The organism is Lysinibacillus sp. F12 (genome assembly GCF_057773605.1).
The window spans coordinates 905,538-920,974 of the sequence record NZ_JBYMLP010000002.1 but is presented as its reverse complement, the minus strand read 5'-3'; the positions used below and the strand labels follow the sequence as shown (position 1 = coordinate 920,974).

The window sequence follows — 15,437 nt, the reverse complement described above, 5'->3', positions numbered from 1 at the left end:
AATCGTTTATTTTTGATAATAAAAAAGCCATTTGGGTTGAGTGACTAATTTTTGAATTTTAAACTTCCCAAATTCGGCTCTTTCATATCGCCATTCATTTGTATTAAAAATAGCCCCTTTGCATGTGTGTGAACACGCGATTTTAGATGAAATCAATAATGGGATTAATAGATTTGCATTTAAAATTAAGAGGTGAATTTGAAGGTGCATATAGTCTAGTAATAAAGCTTTCAGTTGAATATTCATCCTACGATCTGTATTTTGCATTAATTTCTTATGCTGCCTCATTCCTTGCTTTCACATCTTTTTTGACATGGAGGATACAATCTATGAGTAGTTCACCAAGAAATTTAGAATATTGATGGGAATGCTAAATAGTCAATAATATCCATATGAATGTAAAAAGAGGTATAATAAAACTAAACAAAACAGATTAGAAGAAGAATGACTTGATAGGGGGAGTAGGAAACGTTTATTAATAGGTATAGCAGTAATTTGGTTGATTTTATGAGCTATGTGGTTTTTACTTTCAGGGTAACCAAGGTAGAGTGTTATCAGGTTATTAAACTAACAGAGCAGGATTTGTAAGGGGAGATTTGAAATGGCTGATTTATTTTTCTATTATTATTTTTTTCCGTTGTTATTTTCTTTACTATGGTTTATCAATTTAGTTCAGTTAATGGAAAAACTAAAAAAAGATAGAGATATCAAAAATCAAAAAATACTAGGTTCGTTATGGAGTATCGGCTTTACATTTTCAGTTCTTTTATCGATATCTCTATTATTTTAGAGGATACATAAGAAAGGCCGCTCCGATATGGGGGGTCTTTCTGTTTATATATTCCCACCATTTAATAAATAAAAATATCCATGAATAAATTAAAAGCACTCATATTAATTAAGTGCTTTTATATCTGTTAGGAACGTATATCACTAAAAAATTTTAGCCATTCTTTTATATCATATGGGAATATGTCAAAGGTATTTGTAACATTTTTAAGCATTTTATCAGTAAAATGGGCATAGCGATTCTGTTGCGGCAGCTTGCTATGCCTTATTCTTTGTTTTCAAAAGTGTATCAGTTGTTGCCGTCATTAATCTTTAGCATTAATGAATAGGTTCCTTTATCTGATTAGTAAAGCTCTATACGAATGTGAAAAAAGACCACTTTGAATGAGCGGTCTGAATAGGTAAAACGTTAAATAGTCTTAGATTATAATGAAGTGGACTTTCCTTTTTTCTCATTAATAATAAGGTCTTCTTTATCCGGGTGAGGGGGCTCAGTATATCCTTTACCCCTAGTAGATTCTTTCATGTTGCCTGGTTCTGCACCAGTAGAAAATGTTTGTTTTGTTGGCTCATCTGTTGCGAATTCTGTATCTTTTTTATCTCTTTTCATTTTGTCACCTCCTCCAAATATTATTTAACGTATTCCAATTAAATATCCCTCGTTTATTTCAAATTTTTTCATCAAGCTTTTTAAAACATATTTAGCAATTATTTGTTACACACTTAAAAACTTACTTCGACATAGTGAGTTTCATTAAAGGCTGTATCTTGATAGGCATTTTGTCGTGAAGGATAAATACTTTTTGTTATAAAAATAGAAATTATTTGTAAATAAAATATGATGGAGGCAGTTAGCATGGCCTAACTGTATGAGGAATATACTAGCTTTAATGAAAAGTAGAACAAAGGGGATGGGGAATATTGGATTATTAAATATTATCATGAGCGCTTTTGGGATTACTATGATTACTTTATTTATTTTTCTTTGGTCTCTTGATGAAGGGAAATGGAGTTTAATAGGTATTTCCTCTTACGCAATTCCTGTAGTTTTAGTTTATTTTGTTGTTTTTGTGTATGTGTAGAAGTTTAATAATTCTAGTAATATGAACTTCATATAGATCTGGTGGATGGCTTGCTCTATAACAAAACAAAAAAGGAATCACCATACAATGGGTGATTCCTTTTAGCATTTTTTTCGCGTGAAATATTTATTGAAACAATAGGAAAAATTTAGCCAATAAAAAGATAGGGACCCCTACAATTATTACGCCTGCCAAGAAATAACAAAATAGCATAAATACATCGAAAATCGCACCGGCTAAATCATCAATGAATTTTAACATTTCATTTCCCTCCAAACATAATAAGTATAGGCACTTACAAATTGCGAAAGAGAAAAGCCTCAACGTTACTGTTGAAGCTATTAAAATCTTACATATTTTTAACTATCTCACTATTTAAAACTAAATCTGTATAAACAATACTAACATTCATCTAGATGTATAACAAATATTTAGGACTGCTCACATAGATGGAAGGCAATGATTTAGAGCTACCCATCATCAAAGATTTAATCACGGCTTGCATCATCCATATCATATTGTAAAGTCTTTTTTAAATAATAATGCTTAAAGTCTCTTCCTACTTGATCGAGGGTCCCAAAAATTTCATAATCATGATTTTCATAAAATGTTAATGCTTGAAAGCTTAAGGTGTCAACCTTAATGAAATCGCATTTATTCTCTAATGCAATTTGCTCAATGGCTGCTAACAGTTTAGAACCATATCCTTGACCACGAAATTTTTCATCGACCATTAACGTGTGTATTTCTAACCAGTTCCAGCAAACTTCCCCTAATATACCACCAAAAATTTGATTGTCTTGGTCTGTTAGGAATAAATTAATTTCCTTATAGCGCCCTTGTAGGTCTTTTGGAAAGTGTTCTACATTATATTCATAAAGCATGTGATTAACATAAGATTTATTTTTTGCATCTAATTGTTGTGTAATTTGTAAGGACATCTTTTACTCCTTTAGTTGAAATGGTAAATTGCGTTTCCAAATCATATGGTGATTATTTGTTCCCCAAAAATGTTCAAGAACATAGTTTGGCTGTCCAAATTTTTTCTGCCAAACCAGTTGTGCTTGTTTATAGCCACTGTCTAAACAAAAGCTAGGGACGTTTTTCATTTCTAACGTTGTTAGCATTTTGTTTACTAGCATCGTTCCAATCCCACGACCTTGGTAGCTTGGATGAACATAAACAGTCCCAATTTCGGGACAATTCGACAGGTCTTCCTTTATCATTTTTTGAATGAATTCATTGGACTCCCCATACTCGATGGTGCCCACAATTTCTTTTGTATCTGCATCCTCAGCCAGCCAGAAAAACCTTTTTTGGCCCTGACTGTCAAAGTCAGCAGCTAAGTATTGTTTTTTCGTCGCCCATTCATGTTGTTGATCGTCCACCAGCTCTGCAAGTCCTTCTTTAGCAAAAGTATCCTGAATAACATGTAAAAAGAATTGGTGTAACGCAGGAGTATCTGTTTGCTCAGGGCGTCTGATGAATATTTTTCTCAAAAAAGAATTCCCCTTTTTATGTTTTAATCAAAATCTAGTCTTATCAATCAGTGGCAAGTTATAGCCACTAAATGTAGTTACGGCTTGGATAAAAGTTTTAAGATTACAGACGAATTTATGAAATAATTATGGCTGTGCACTTTAAAATTATAACATGTTCTCCTGCATTGGGTAATGATAGGGTATGATAAAATGCAAAGCAGTAAGGAGGGAACTACAAATGAAAGAAGTACTTAGGGACATAGATGAAGTAATAGAGAACATGCGTAGTTTTATTGCAGAGATTCAAAAACAAGATCCTTCATTTTACGCTGTATACCCAATGGTTTTTCACGATCCAATAGAAGATGAGAGTAGTCGATTGTTGGAGAGTCATTGGCAATTACCTGAAGAATATATTTACTTTTTGAAACATTATGTGGTGGAAGGAATTACATGGAATACAGGTGACTATTTAAACCTACAAATTTTTGGGGCTACGGATTTAGTGCGAGGACAGGATGGGTACAATTATAATCCTGTCACAGAAGAAGTCATTTCAGATTGGCCCCAACATTATTTAGTCATTGCTACGGATGAGGGAGATCCATATTGTATAGATTTATCGAGAGGAGATACGGCTATTTTTACCGCCTATCATGGTGCAGGAAGGTGGGATTTTGAAATGGCCTATGATCATCTCGTAGCGTTTCTTCAGAGTGTTCTAGTACCATCGCATTTAGAGGAGGAGCAGCTGGAGGAGCATTCTTACAATTACTATGAAGTGTATATTACCGGCAATGGGAAGGATAAGCTTAAAACTTTATTACTACTTAAAAAAATAATGTCCTGTGATTATTCAATAGCCAGAAAGTCTTTAGAACAGACGCCGATATTAATTTATAGGGGTGTGGAAGCGGGGGTGCTTCAATTAGAAAAAGAACTACAAGCGATTAGCGCAGATTATCAAAAAAAGAAAATAAGCTTAGCAGAATTTTTAACATGAGAAATTCAGCAAATTCATTAAATTTCTTATGATATACCTGAAAGGATGAGTAACGATGAAAGTAAATAAAGCAATAGCTGAATTAATCGAAACAGGAAGGGATTGAAATTCCAGCGAATCAGCCACACCAGATACGAAATGATTCGCAGGAGAATGTAGAGTTTTTGTTTTTTTCTCAGCCTACTGGCAGAAGTGGTTTGTAAGTTATCTAGATAAAACTTCATTCTTTTGTACGAAGTAAACGCCTTGTCTGACTAGTATAGTAGGGTTAACTAAAACGCAAGGGGTGGATTTTATGAAAATTTCGAGGGTTAAACTAGTTGTTCATGATGTACAAAAAATGCAGCAATTTTATTGTGAGCAAATGGGATTTGCATTGGTCAAAGGTACAGAGGATTATTTTACAATAGCTGTTGGGGAGAGTGAGATGACTTTCGAGAAGGTCTCTTCTCAAATACAAAAACAATATCATTTTGCTTTAAACATTCCAAGTAATTTATTTCAACAAGCAAAGGATTGGGCGAATGAACGAGTCGGCCTACTTTTTTCGGAAGGTCAGGATGAAGTTTATTTTCAATTTTTAAAAGCCTATTCATGTTATTTTTATGATCCTGAGGGCAATATAGTGGAGTTTATTTCTAGACAGGAAGTGAATCCAAAGCTCAATACAACGACTTTTTCAATCGATCAAGTGTTACATATTGGTGAAATTAATTTAACAACAGATGATATTTTAGCAGTAGCAGGAGAGTTAAATGAATATGGTATAAAGCCTATTAATAACAAAAATATTCAACAAGATTCCCTGAATTTTCTAGGCAACTATGAAGATGGAGCCAATATTTTAGTAGGACCTAGTGCTCGTCTGTGGTATTTTTCAGATAAGATTGCGCAGGTCAGCCCCATATGTATAGAAATAAATGACACTCTCCAATTAATAATGGATGAAATAGGTCATCTAACTGTCGTCAAATTATAGTACCTTGAATTTTGATTAAATATGTATAAATTGTATGTTCATTCTGATAGCTAGGGCGGGTTATTATTTGTATGTGATCAGTGATGTGATGGTGCACTCGGATTTTCAGTTAAATCATTGTCAGCAGGAAAAGAATGTGACGAACGAGCCACTGGAATGACGCTGTTTAATAGATAATTCATAAAGGAGCTAGTAATAGTGAAAGTAAAATCTCTTAAAATATATGAATATGGAAATCCTAAAGAGGTAATACGAGTTGAAAATAAAACCATTACACTTCCTACTCAACAGGAAATTCTTGTGCGTATGCTAGCAAGGCCGATCAATCCTTCTGATCTAATACCAATATGGGGAAAATATGCTCATCGAATCACTTTACCAACTGTTCCTGGCTATGAGGGCGTTGGAATTGTAGAGGCTGTCGGACCGCTTGTTACACCCAAGCTTCTTGGTCAGCGAGTGCTGCCTTTACGTGGAGAGGGAACTTGGCAAGAAATGGTGAAAACACAAGCTGCGTTTGCTGTAGCTATTCCTACTGAGATGGATAATTTTACTGCGGCACAAATGTATATTAATCCCCTTACAGCACTTGTAACTTGTACAGAGGTTTTAAAATTACGATCAAGTGATGTTTTATTAGTGAACGCTTGTGGCTCTGCTATTGGACATCTTTATGCGCAATTCGCGAAAGTATTAGGTTTCCAATTAATTGCGGTTACAAGAAATGGTCTGCATACAAATGCCTTACAGCAACTTGGCGCTAACGATGTCATTGATACGTCTCATATGCCACTTTATGAGACCGTGATGGCATTAACGAATGGAAAAGGTGCGGATGCTGCCATCGATTCCATAGGAGGAGACGCTGGCAATCAACTTGCATTTTGTGTGAAACCTGGTGGGAATTTTTTAGCCATTGGTCTTTTATCAGGAGTACAGGTAAATTGGGCAACCATTGTGAATGAAGCAAAGGTTCAGGCTAGGATGTTTCATTTACGCCACTGGCAACATCAGTCGACCCCAGAGAAATGGCAACAATTCATGCAACGGCTGATAAACCTCGTACATAATGGGGTATTAGCAATGATGAGCGTAAATACCTGCTTTCCATTATTGGACATTCACAAGGCCATAGATGCTGTTGAATCTGCCCATACTAATAAAGGAAAGGTTTTTTTAACAACTTAATAAAAGAAGAACACATTAACAAACAGCAGCATGTTAAGCTAATTTTGTTAGTGTGTTTTTTATTGGTGAGGATTTATTATGCAAGGAAATGGCTCGATACAAAAATATCCTATTTAAAAATGAATGAATCAAGAATTGTTTTTTGAAGAAACACTTTTTGTTCCGTCATATAAAGTTAATAACCAGAAGTGCTGTATTTAGAAAAGGGGAACAAACTGAAAGAGGTTATAAATCGGTTGAGTGAAGCAGATGCAAAGTCCATGCTCTTTTTGTCTTTATTGTACGAATCTGCAAATCTTAAAACGAATGCTCCATTAGTAAGTAAAGTTATTTGATTAAAGTGTTCAGGCTGGTTTTATGGTATAATTTTGTGGACTATAAAGGCTTAAAGGAGTGAGAACATTGTTAAAAACTGAGGTATTTGAACAATTAAAAACGGCAATGAAAGAAAAAGATATTTTAGCAAAGGGTGTATTATCTCTATTAAAATCAGCTTTAGATTTGGCTGAAAAAGAAAAAGGAGAGCCTTTAACTGCAGATGAAGAAATGGCCATTGTAAATCGAGAGGTCAAACAAACAAATCAGGCTTTAGAGGGTGCTCAAAAAGCTGAGCGAGCAGATTTAATCGAGAAAGAGGAAGCTAAATTAGTACTTTTGAAATCTTTCTTACCAAAGCAACTATCGGAAGAAGAGATTGCTGAAAAATTAGTAGCCGCTGGTGTTGAAAAAGGAATGAATATGGGAGAAGCTATGAAAATTGCTAAACCATTACTTTCTGGTCAAGCTGAGGGTGCAGTGATTTCAAAAGTTGTAAAAAGTATTATTGCTTAATCTTCTACCATCTTGGTAGAAGATTTTTTTGTCCTCTAAAAAACCGCTATGCCTTTTTGAGCACAGCGGTTTTGTTTATTTATAATTTAAATTTCTGGATGATATGGCGAAGTTCCTGTGCCATTTCAGCTAGGTTATTTGAGGATGCAGTAATTTCTTCAATACTTGCAGATTGCTCCTCGGAAGCAGCTGCCACGTTTTGAATATTGCCTGATGATTGGACAGCTACGACTCCCACTTGTTCAACAGAAACAGCAATACTGCTAACTCCTTCGTTGATATTGGACATAATATTATTCACATGATCCATTTCCTTCGTCAGGTCTGTGATGTGGGCGTAAATATCAGCAAATGCTTCGCCTGAGGCATTGAAGGTTGTGGAGCTTTCCGCGAGATTGCTACTGCTAATCGCCATTGATTTCACGGCTTGCGCAGATTCCTCTTTAATCGTTTCAATGCGTGTACGAATACTATTTGTTGCATCTAATGATTGATCTGCTAGTTTACGTACTTCCTCTGCAACAACTGCAAAGCCCTTCCCATGTTCGCCTGCACGAGCTGCCTCAATCGAAGCATTTAAAGCAAGTAAATTGGTTTGATCCGTAATCTGTGTAATTAATGTTACAATATCTCCAATCTCATTTGTGTATGTGCTTAAGCGCTCCACAACTGTTGCGGATTCTTGAATAGCTTGAGAGGTAACGGCCATTTTTTCAGTGGCATCTTTAATGGTCGTATTGCCTTTTTCTGAAATCGCTGACGCATCAAATGCCTTTTCCGTCACATCCGTAACGCTTGTCACAACTTCAGACATTTTGCCCGAGATAGATGTAATATGACTCTCGACTTCCTCAATTGAATGGGTTTGTTTTTCTGAACCGGCTGCAACTTCTTGCATAGAAGAAGTAATTTGCTGTATGGATGCACTTGTTTGTTCAGAGCTTGCCGTTAATTCCTCAGACATGGCTGCCACTTGCTCAGCATTTTGAGCAATTTGCTGAATCAAAATGCGTAAATCCTCTGTCATATTTTCAATGCCTGATGAAAGTTGAGCAATTTCATTGGAACCCTTTATTTTAAGAGGTTCAACCGCTAATTCTCCCTGTGCAACTTGTCCTACATATTGCGTCATTTTTTTGATTGGCTTCGTAATGCCTACGCTAATAAAGTAAGCAACAATGATACCTAAAATCACAAAAATAACCGTCATAATAATACAAATCCAAAGTGTTTCTGCTTGAAGTTTAGAAATGAAGGATGCGTCCATATCTAAACCAAAAATAATATCTGTATCTTTAAATGGAATAAATATGGATTTATGGATACCATACTCATCTTTATAAATATCACTAGTTTGGATCGTTCCTGTGTTTATAGCTTCACGCATTTCTTCACTAAATTCATAATCTTGTTGATGATTGTCAGTATCACTTAAAGCGACGATATGCTCTTTACCATTTGCATTAGAAAGCACATAGGCATTTTCAATATCGTATTTTTTAACTGTTGCGTTCAATTGATCTAATAATTTTTTATATTTATCAGGACTACCATTATCCGCAGCCTTTACATCATTTTTCTCGATATCTTCAAATATAGTGCTCGATGTTATTTCTAATGTCGATTCAAATTGTTTAATAACAAAATTGTCGATAATACGATACGAAACAGCAAACAATACAATACTAAATATTAATGAAATAATTGCTATCGGAATAGTAAAGCTAGCAATATATTTATAGAGTAAAGAACTCTTAAATTTATTGACGATACGCAATTTGAGACGCCTCCAATACTTGAAGCTTTTTCTGTAAGAACTGAATCATATTAGGGATATGCTCAATTTCTGTATAGGGTGAAATGGAGAAGAACTTTGCCGCAGCCACTGGGACATGTTGTGTTGTATCATTTGTACGTACTGTGCAAACTCGAGTTGTATCACCAAAAAATACTTCGTCTCGACCTTCTCCGATAATCTCAAATAAAGAAGCATTGATAGCATTAATACGTTCAATTTGATCTTGTGAATAATGACCAGCTTGTTCTGCTTGCCAGCTCAAACCATCTGGGTATAAACGGAAGGCAGTGACTGGCCCAATATTCATTTCATTGACAACCTGTAGGCTTGGTATTTTTGCAGCTAACTGTGAACGGAATGCTAAATTCACGCGTACATAATTGGCTAGTATTTGTTGATAGCCTTCCTTCCCAAATGCCTGCAAAGCAGCCAAAATGGCAATAGAGCTACCCATGCGAGAACATTCTAACGTGTAACCTGTATGATAGGAGCCGTAGCCACGATTACCAACATATGGTGTATCAAAGTCCTCTATATCTAATAGCTGTAAGCTTTTACCGTCTTTAATTAAGAATAAGCTTGTTAAATAAGGTGTTTGTCCAAGCTTTTGGAAATCAAAGCATAGGCTATCGGCAATTGCTAGATGCTGCATACGTTCATGGATCTGTGACAGACCCTGTAAAACATCCTCTTCAAATTGTAGTGGGTTTTTCTTGAAATCATAATCATTGAAGAAGGCATAAAAACCACCTAATGCTGAGTCCGCGTGAATATGTACTGGTTGTAGATTGTACTTTTGCTCAAGGCTAGTTGTGACTTCTTTTACCGCCTTTACATCATCAATGCCAAATTGATCTGTTGCACCTGTTGTTGCTACGACATAGACAGGAATACCGCCTTTTTCAATGACCTCAGTCATACGTGCGCGTAAGTCTTCCACATCCATTGCGTGATCTTTGCCTGCTTTTACGCGTACTAAATGTTTACTACCAATACCTACTGCTTCAATAGATTTCAAAAGACTATAATGTGCGTTTTCTGAAGCAAAGCAATATAAATTATTAGGAATACCATCTTCTTTAGCGTGTGGGAATTGCTTTGCAATAGCTAGACGTAATCCGCTGAAAACAGCCCCTTGACCGCCCCATGTAGTATAGCCAAAGCTTTTCGTGTAATCATAGCCTACTAATTTAGACATCATGGCCACTACTTTTACTTCGCATTCAGCGGCAGCCGGCCCATAAACGTCCCATAAGTTATTGCCATTCAGAAGGGCATTTGTAAACTGGCCTAATACGCCAGGAATGCTGGCCATAGGTAAAACATTAGTGACAAAGTTACGCGTATGATAAGGATGCCCTTGCATTAATTGTGTTAATTCTTCTACCACTTGATCGAGCCCAACACCAGTAGTTGGCACTTGATGATCCTGCATCAGCTCTTGATAAAAATTAGCAGAGCGGTCTTTCATTGGACCTAGTGTAGTTTTATTTGGATCCTTTAACTTATCTAATGAAGAAACAATTTTCTCTAATAAGGATAAAAAATTCTCTCTTTGTTGAACATTTCCATCTTCGCTCTGGAATAATTGTTGGATATTTTGCATCATCATCATCCTTCGTAGTTCATATTTCCTCTATTTTCAATTAAATGAAAATAGGTCCTTATACTAAAAGTATAATAGCATATTTTAGCAGAGGTGGTGATTATATTTTACTGAAAAAATATATATTAACATTTCTGAAAAATCCAACATTGAGGAATTTTGTTGTTTAACTTTGTAATAAGGGAATATAGGCTGTGTAAAATTTGTGAAGGTGGAATAGTAGGAGAGTAAATAATATAAAATGCTATAATGTTAATATTATAGTAGATGTCCATAATATTGCTGCTTCATGGCTATTATTGACTAAGGAATCTGTCCTATAGTAGGCACAGATTCCTTAGTGTTTTTTTATTAATCGTTTTTGATGGTTAAAAGTTCATCAATTGTTACAAATGTATAACCCTCATCCTTCAATGTCTGTAAAATCTCCTTTATGGCCTGTAATTCATTATCTGTAGCATCATACATAGGATGCATTAAAATAATGGAACCCGGTTGGATGTTTTCCTTTACATACCTCACTTTTTCATCAGCCTGAGTGAAAAACGTATCAGGTTCTAAGTTCCATGTAATCGTCTCTCGCTGGTGTTTATTTAAGTAATAGGGAAGTCCAATTAGTTTTTTGCCGTATGGAGGTCTTACTACGATTGATTTCGTATAGCCAATATCAGCAATTAAATCATCGGTTTTTTCGATTTCATGTTTGATAAAGGAAGGACTTTTCAATACCATACGTTTGTGTGAATACGTATGATTACCAATTTGATGACCTGCCTCAGCAATTTTTCTTGCCTCCTCAGGCTGATCCTCGATATCCTTTCCGATTAGAAAAAAAGTTGCTTTCACTTGATACTCGTCTAGTAACGATAAAATAGCATCCGAATTTTTTGTGGGTCCATCATCAAAAGTCAACGCAACAACTTTGTTGTTTGTTTCAACATGAGAGGTTAGGTTTCCAAATAATTGATAATTGCGGGCGTTCATTAGTTTATAGGAGGAAAATGCTAAAGTGAGTATTATTAAAGTGACAATTCCACAATAGACGAGCCTACGTTTCATGAAAAATATCTCCTTCTAATATGAATTTGTGTATCTGAAGTAAATGTATGTCATCACGTATTCTTTTTCAATGACATTTTTTGTTTGAATAACAAAAAAGTAACCATACTATATCGGAGGTGAAGATATGTATAAATTACTATCACATAACGATTTAGATGGTGTAGGTTGTGGGATTCTAGCTAAGCTAGCGTTTAGCGATCAGGTGAAAATACGGTATAACTCTGTTACGGCACTTGACCGCGAGATTGAGTTCTTTTTGGACCATGAACAGTCAAAAACTTTTTTATTTATTACAGATCTTTCTCCGAATGAGGGGAACGAAAAAAGAATTGATGATTACTTTCAGGCTACTGGGAACGTGCAGCTTTTAGACCATCATCAAACAGCCCTCCACCTCAATCAGTACGAGTGGGGTAAGGTTATAATAGAAGATGAGCATGGCCTTTTAACGTCTGCCACATCATTATTTTATCAATATCTTGTCATGCATGGACTGTTAGAAAAAACAGATGTTCTTACAGAGTTTGTTGAGTTAGTGAGACAATATGATACATGGGAATGGGAAAAGAATGGAAATTATCAGGCTCAACGATTGAATGCACTCTTTTTTTTAGTGTCTATAGAGGAATTCGAAGAAAAAATGCTGGATCGTTTAAAAAGTCAGTCTCATTTAGACTTTGATGAATTCGAAAAGAAAATTTTAAGCATGGAAGAGGAGAAAATAGAACGTTATATTCGCCGAAAAAAACGTGAGCTTATACAAACTAATTTAGGTGACTTCTATGGTGGAGTGGTTTATGCAGAATCCTATCATTCTGAGCTTGGCAATGAATTAGGAAAAGAAAATATACATCTTGATTATATTGCAATGATTAATATGGGAAGTAAAAGAGTTTCCTTCCGTACGATACATGATCATATTAATGTGGCTTCCATCGCAACCTTGTTTGGTGGAGGAGGGCATCAAAAAGCAGCAGGGTGCTCATTAACAGTGGAGGCATATAAGCAATTTGTGTTAGAAACATTCCACCTAGAGCCAATTCCTGAGGACGCAAAAAGAAATCGCTATAACCTTAAGGGCGCCACCTTTGGAACCCTCTATAAAAATCGCCATGATGAATTCTTTCTTCTTTATTCAAATAATGAAATGAATTGGATCATTGAAATAAATAAAAATCGACTTGAGCAAACCTATAGGAGCTTTGAGGATGCCGAATGGTATGTAAAGCGATTTTACCAGGCTTGGCTAGTAAGAGATGATCTATTCGTGGACTATTTAATGGAAGAAGTAAATAAGGTGCGTCAACTAAAAAAAGGGATTGAATGATTCCTTTTATACATATTGAATTTGTCCAACTATGCTTTCTATTCAGGTTATATAATGACTCTTTACTAACTACAATAAAACATAACTATTTAAAAAAAAGAGGTGTACTTGTTGTCCGATGATATCTTTCGAGTTGTAGATTTAAATAAGGAAAATCGAGGACGCAAAAAGTGGAGAATTGTTGTTGTATTCTTATTAGTCTTAGTAGTTAGTAGTTCCTCTTTGCTGTATTGGCTGCGGGATAGGGGGGTGGATTTTGAAGCTTATAAAACAGAGGTAGGGGAAACAGCTAACAATAGTTTAGGGCGTTTAACATTAAATGAAGTAATCATGGATGACAATCAAATTTTACTGAATGCAACCTTCAAACCAACCAAAGAGTTTAAGCCAGATCATCAGGTGTTTTTCTTTCCTCAAATACTTGTGAATGGTAAGGATTATATGGTTCGTAATGGAGGGCAGTCTATTGCCAAATCTGCAAATGTTTATACCATCTACAATAGCATCAAAATGGATGATTTCCCGACAGATGAACATGTGGAATTGGACATTCGTTATAAAGATTGGAATGTAGAAACACGCATTGAAAAGCCGTGGGAATTTCAAGTAGAGGCATCACAAGAGCAATTACAAGAAGATCGACACATTTTTTCAATCGAAAAAAAAGTAAAACATATTGATCAGCAGGAATTAATGATTGATCGTGTTGTTTCCACACCTATCTCAACTACAATTTATTTTTCTACGGAGAAGAATATTGTCAACGATGCTTTACACTTTAAAATTCAATCTAAAGGAGGGCAATCATGGACTTTTGAAACACCCTATCCTTTAAATAAAGAAGGAACAAAATGGGGAAGCCGTGTGGATGGACTATACTTATCTGAGAAAAATTATACGTTAACCCCTGTCGATAAGGATGGCAGTAAACTTGATACCACCATTAAAATAAAAAAAGATTAGCAATGAATGAAAATTTACAAACTCTTAATCTGAAAAAATCTATTTTCCATGTATGATGGATAAAAAGCTATGGAAAGTAGTGGAGAGTTTGCGAACGCTATGGGAGATTTTTTATGTTTCATTAAAATTAGGCTGTACCTCGTTTGGGGGACCAACAGCTCATTTAGGTTATTTTCAACAAGAATATGTGCAAAAGCGTAAATGGCTATCAGCCCAGGATTATAGCCAGCTTGTCATATTGAGTCAATTTTTACCAGGACCTGCATCTAGTCAGGTAGGTATGGGAATTGGCTTATTAAGGGGTGGTTTATTAGGAAGTGTACTCTCCTTTTTGGGCTTTACGCTACCTTCTGTGTTGTTATTGATGGTATTTGCCTATTTTTCCATGTATACAGAAATAAAAATGGATTGGATTCATGGCTTGAAGTTAGTGGCTGTTGCGATTGTGGCAAATGCAATATTTGATATGAGCAAAAAATTACTGTCAACAAAATTACATTGGTTAATGGCTATAATGTCGCTCATCATCGTGCTAGTATGGATCCATCCGTTGGCACAAATAGCAGCGATAGTACTAGCTGCTTGTATCGGTTTTCAACAAATAAAAAAAAGTAATGAAGATGCCCCTTTAGTGATTCAAGTACCTATTTCTAAATCCACGGGTATTGTTTTATTAAGCTTTTTTTTAATACTGCTCTTTGGCTTACCGATGATAAGTGCTTTATGGAATGATGAATGGATAACAATGTTTGAGAAGTTTTATCTAGCAGGTGCATTGGTATTTGGTGGGGGCCATGTGGTCTTACCTTTATTAGAGACACAGTTTGTTCAAAGTGGACAAATGAGTACAGCAGACTTTTTAGCAGGCTACGGTATGACACAGGGAGTTCCAGGGCCTTTATTTACATTTGCAGCTTATATCGGCATGGCTATTGCAGGTGTACCAGGAGCAATGATAGCCACTTTGGCAATTTTTCTGCCGGCATTTTTGTTAGTAATAGGCGCCCTCCCTTTTTGGTTCAGCTTAAGTCGTCATACCCGACTGAAGGGGGCAATGGCAGGAGCCAATGCGGCAGTTGTTGGTATTTTGACCGCCGCCTTTATCCATCCGATTGTGACACAGACTATTCAAAACGGTTTAGATATTATCTTTGTCGCGGTCTTTTTATGGGGTTTAATTCGATGGAAAATGCAGCCTTATTTATTGGTGCTTTTAGGCATAGTAGTCGGAATCGTTTGTTATTCATGAATTACATTTTTTCTAGTGCTCGATTCATGCTTTACTTAGGAAATTAGCTAATTTTTTTGCTTCTTTTTCGCATTTCTCC

General features: G+C 35.6%; 15 protein-coding genes. 8 read left to right on the top strand and 7 right to left on the bottom strand.

All coding sequences use genetic code 11. The annotated features are described in order from the left end of the window. Positions 1 to 1,213: 1,213 nt before the first annotated feature. On the bottom strand, positions 1,214 to 1,399 hold the full coding sequence (locus AC3CH7_RS11605) for a hypothetical protein (RefSeq protein WP_012295344.1): 186 nt from the start codon (positions 1,397 to 1,399) through the stop codon (positions 1,214 to 1,216). A 280-nt stretch (positions 1,400 to 1,679) separates the two neighbouring features. Between AC3CH7_RS11605 and AC3CH7_RS11600 the strand changes: the two genes are divergently transcribed. After that, complete coding sequence (locus AC3CH7_RS11600) at positions 1,680 to 1,871, top strand: hypothetical protein (RefSeq protein ID WP_012295343.1); 192 nt, start codon at positions 1,680 to 1,682, stop codon at positions 1,869 to 1,871. Between the two features lie 126 nt (positions 1,872 to 1,997). Here AC3CH7_RS11600 and AC3CH7_RS11595 read toward each other — a convergent pair whose 3' ends face one another. The 3 genes from AC3CH7_RS11595 to AC3CH7_RS11585 form a co-directional block, all read right to left on the bottom strand. Further along, complete coding sequence (locus AC3CH7_RS11595) at positions 1,998 to 2,132, bottom strand: hypothetical protein (RefSeq protein ID WP_255250367.1); 135 nt, start codon at positions 2,130 to 2,132, stop codon at positions 1,998 to 2,000. 227 nt (positions 2,133 to 2,359) lie between these two features. Continuing rightward, a complete protein-coding gene (locus AC3CH7_RS11590; RefSeq protein ID WP_012295342.1) occupies positions 2,360 to 2,812 on the bottom strand; it encodes a GNAT family N-acetyltransferase in 453 nt (150 codons plus the stop codon). A gap of 3 nt (positions 2,813 to 2,815) precedes the next feature. Continuing rightward, complete coding sequence (locus AC3CH7_RS11585) at positions 2,816 to 3,370, bottom strand: GNAT family N-acetyltransferase (protein WP_031417065.1); 555 nt, start codon at positions 3,368 to 3,370, stop codon at positions 2,816 to 2,818. A 220-nt stretch (positions 3,371 to 3,590) separates the two neighbouring features. On the opposite strand from AC3CH7_RS11585, the gene AC3CH7_RS11580 reads away from it, so the two are divergent. The 4 genes from AC3CH7_RS11580 (at position 3,591) to AC3CH7_RS11565 (ending at position 7,353) form a co-directional block, all read left to right on the top strand. Then, entirely contained in the window at positions 3,591 to 4,355 is a 765-nt protein-coding gene (locus tag AC3CH7_RS11580; RefSeq protein WP_012295340.1) for an SMI1/KNR4 family protein, read from the top strand. Positions 4,356 to 4,650: 295 nt separating this feature from the next. Continuing rightward, positions 4,651 to 5,334, top strand: coding sequence for a VOC family protein (locus AC3CH7_RS11575; protein WP_031417064.1), 684 nt, complete (start codon positions 4,651 to 4,653; stop codon positions 5,332 to 5,334). Between the two features lie 198 nt (positions 5,335 to 5,532). Next, the gene (locus AC3CH7_RS11570) at positions 5,533 to 6,522 is read left to right on the top strand and encodes a zinc-dependent alcohol dehydrogenase family protein (RefSeq protein ID WP_488381753.1); all 990 of its coding nucleotides are present in this window, start codon (positions 5,533 to 5,535) and stop codon (positions 6,520 to 6,522) included. Positions 6,523 to 6,924: 402 nt separating this feature from the next. Further along, the gene (locus AC3CH7_RS11565; RefSeq protein WP_031417061.1) at positions 6,925 to 7,353 is read left to right on the top strand and encodes a GatB/YqeY domain-containing protein; all 429 of its coding nucleotides are present in this window, start codon (positions 6,925 to 6,927) and stop codon (positions 7,351 to 7,353) included. Positions 7,354 to 7,432: 79 nt separating this feature from the next. Here the strand turns inward: AC3CH7_RS11565 and AC3CH7_RS11560 are convergent, their stop codons facing one another. The 3 genes from AC3CH7_RS11560 to AC3CH7_RS11550 all read right to left on the bottom strand — a co-directional run bounded on the left by AC3CH7_RS11560 (position 7,433) and on the right by AC3CH7_RS11550 (position 11,816). Beyond that, positions 7,433 to 9,130 (bottom strand): methyl-accepting chemotaxis protein, encoded by a 1,698-nt coding sequence (locus AC3CH7_RS11560; protein WP_012295336.1) that lies wholly within the window; start codon positions 9,128 to 9,130, stop codon positions 7,433 to 7,435. Beyond that, entirely contained in the window at positions 9,114 to 10,757 is a 1,644-nt protein-coding gene (locus AC3CH7_RS11555) for a pyridoxal phosphate-dependent decarboxylase family protein (protein ID WP_031417059.1), read from the bottom strand. The genes AC3CH7_RS11560 and AC3CH7_RS11555 overlap by 17 nt, the downstream gene beginning before the upstream one ends. Before the next feature lie 351 nt (positions 10,758 to 11,108). Then, positions 11,109 to 11,816, bottom strand: coding sequence for a polysaccharide deacetylase family protein (locus AC3CH7_RS11550; RefSeq protein WP_036164248.1), 708 nt, complete (start codon positions 11,814 to 11,816; stop codon positions 11,109 to 11,111). A 127-nt stretch (positions 11,817 to 11,943) separates the two neighbouring features. On the opposite strand from AC3CH7_RS11550, the gene AC3CH7_RS11545 reads away from it, so the two are divergent. From AC3CH7_RS11545 to chrA, 3 genes are all read left to right on the top strand, one after another. After that, complete coding sequence (locus AC3CH7_RS11545; protein WP_207889323.1) at positions 11,944 to 13,146, top strand: DHH family phosphoesterase; 1,203 nt, start codon at positions 11,944 to 11,946, stop codon at positions 13,144 to 13,146. Between the two features lie 102 nt (positions 13,147 to 13,248). Then, positions 13,249 to 14,109 carry a DUF4179 domain-containing protein gene (locus AC3CH7_RS11540; RefSeq protein WP_243432609.1) on the top strand — a complete coding sequence of 287 codons (861 nt, stop codon included), beginning with the start codon at positions 13,249 to 13,251 and terminating at the stop codon, positions 14,107 to 14,109. 52 nt (positions 14,110 to 14,161) lie between these two features. After that, positions 14,162 to 15,358, top strand: a complete 1,197-nt coding sequence (chrA, locus tag AC3CH7_RS11535) for a chromate efflux transporter (RefSeq protein ID WP_447402458.1) — start codon at positions 14,162 to 14,164, stop codon at positions 15,356 to 15,358. The last annotated feature ends 79 nt before the right edge of the window (positions 15,359 to 15,437 follow it).

Excerpts from the sequence above, each read along its gene's own strand:
- AC3CH7_RS11580 (WP_012295340.1), top strand. The coding sequence starts at position 3,591 with ATGAAAGAAGTACTTAGGGACATAGATGAAGTAATAGAGAACATGCGT.
- chrA (WP_447402458.1), top strand. The coding sequence starts at position 14,162 with ATGATGGATAAAAAGCTATGGAAAGTAGTGGAGAGTTTGCGAACGCTA.
- AC3CH7_RS11550 (WP_036164248.1), bottom strand. The coding sequence starts at position 11,816 with ATGAAACGTAGGCTCGTCTATTGTGGAATTGTCACTTTAATAATACTC.
- AC3CH7_RS11600 (WP_012295343.1), top strand. The coding sequence starts at position 1,680 with ATGAAAAGTAGAACAAAGGGGATGGGGAATATTGGATTATTAAATATT.
- AC3CH7_RS11605 (WP_012295344.1), bottom strand. The coding sequence starts at position 1,399 with ATGAAAAGAGATAAAAAAGATACAGAATTCGCAACAGATGAGCCAACA.
- AC3CH7_RS11590 (WP_012295342.1), bottom strand. The coding sequence starts at position 2,812 with ATGTCCTTACAAATTACACAACAATTAGATGCAAAAAATAAATCTTAT.
- AC3CH7_RS11545 (WP_207889323.1), top strand. The coding sequence starts at position 11,944 with ATGTATAAATTACTATCACATAACGATTTAGATGGTGTAGGTTGTGGG.
- AC3CH7_RS11595 (WP_255250367.1), bottom strand. The coding sequence starts at position 2,132 with ATGTTAAAATTCATTGATGATTTAGCCGGTGCGATTTTCGATGTATTT.
- AC3CH7_RS11575 (WP_031417064.1), top strand. The coding sequence starts at position 4,651 with ATGAAAATTTCGAGGGTTAAACTAGTTGTTCATGATGTACAAAAAATG.
- AC3CH7_RS11555 (WP_031417059.1), bottom strand. The coding sequence starts at position 10,757 with ATGCAAAATATCCAACAATTATTCCAGAGCGAAGATGGAAATGTTCAA.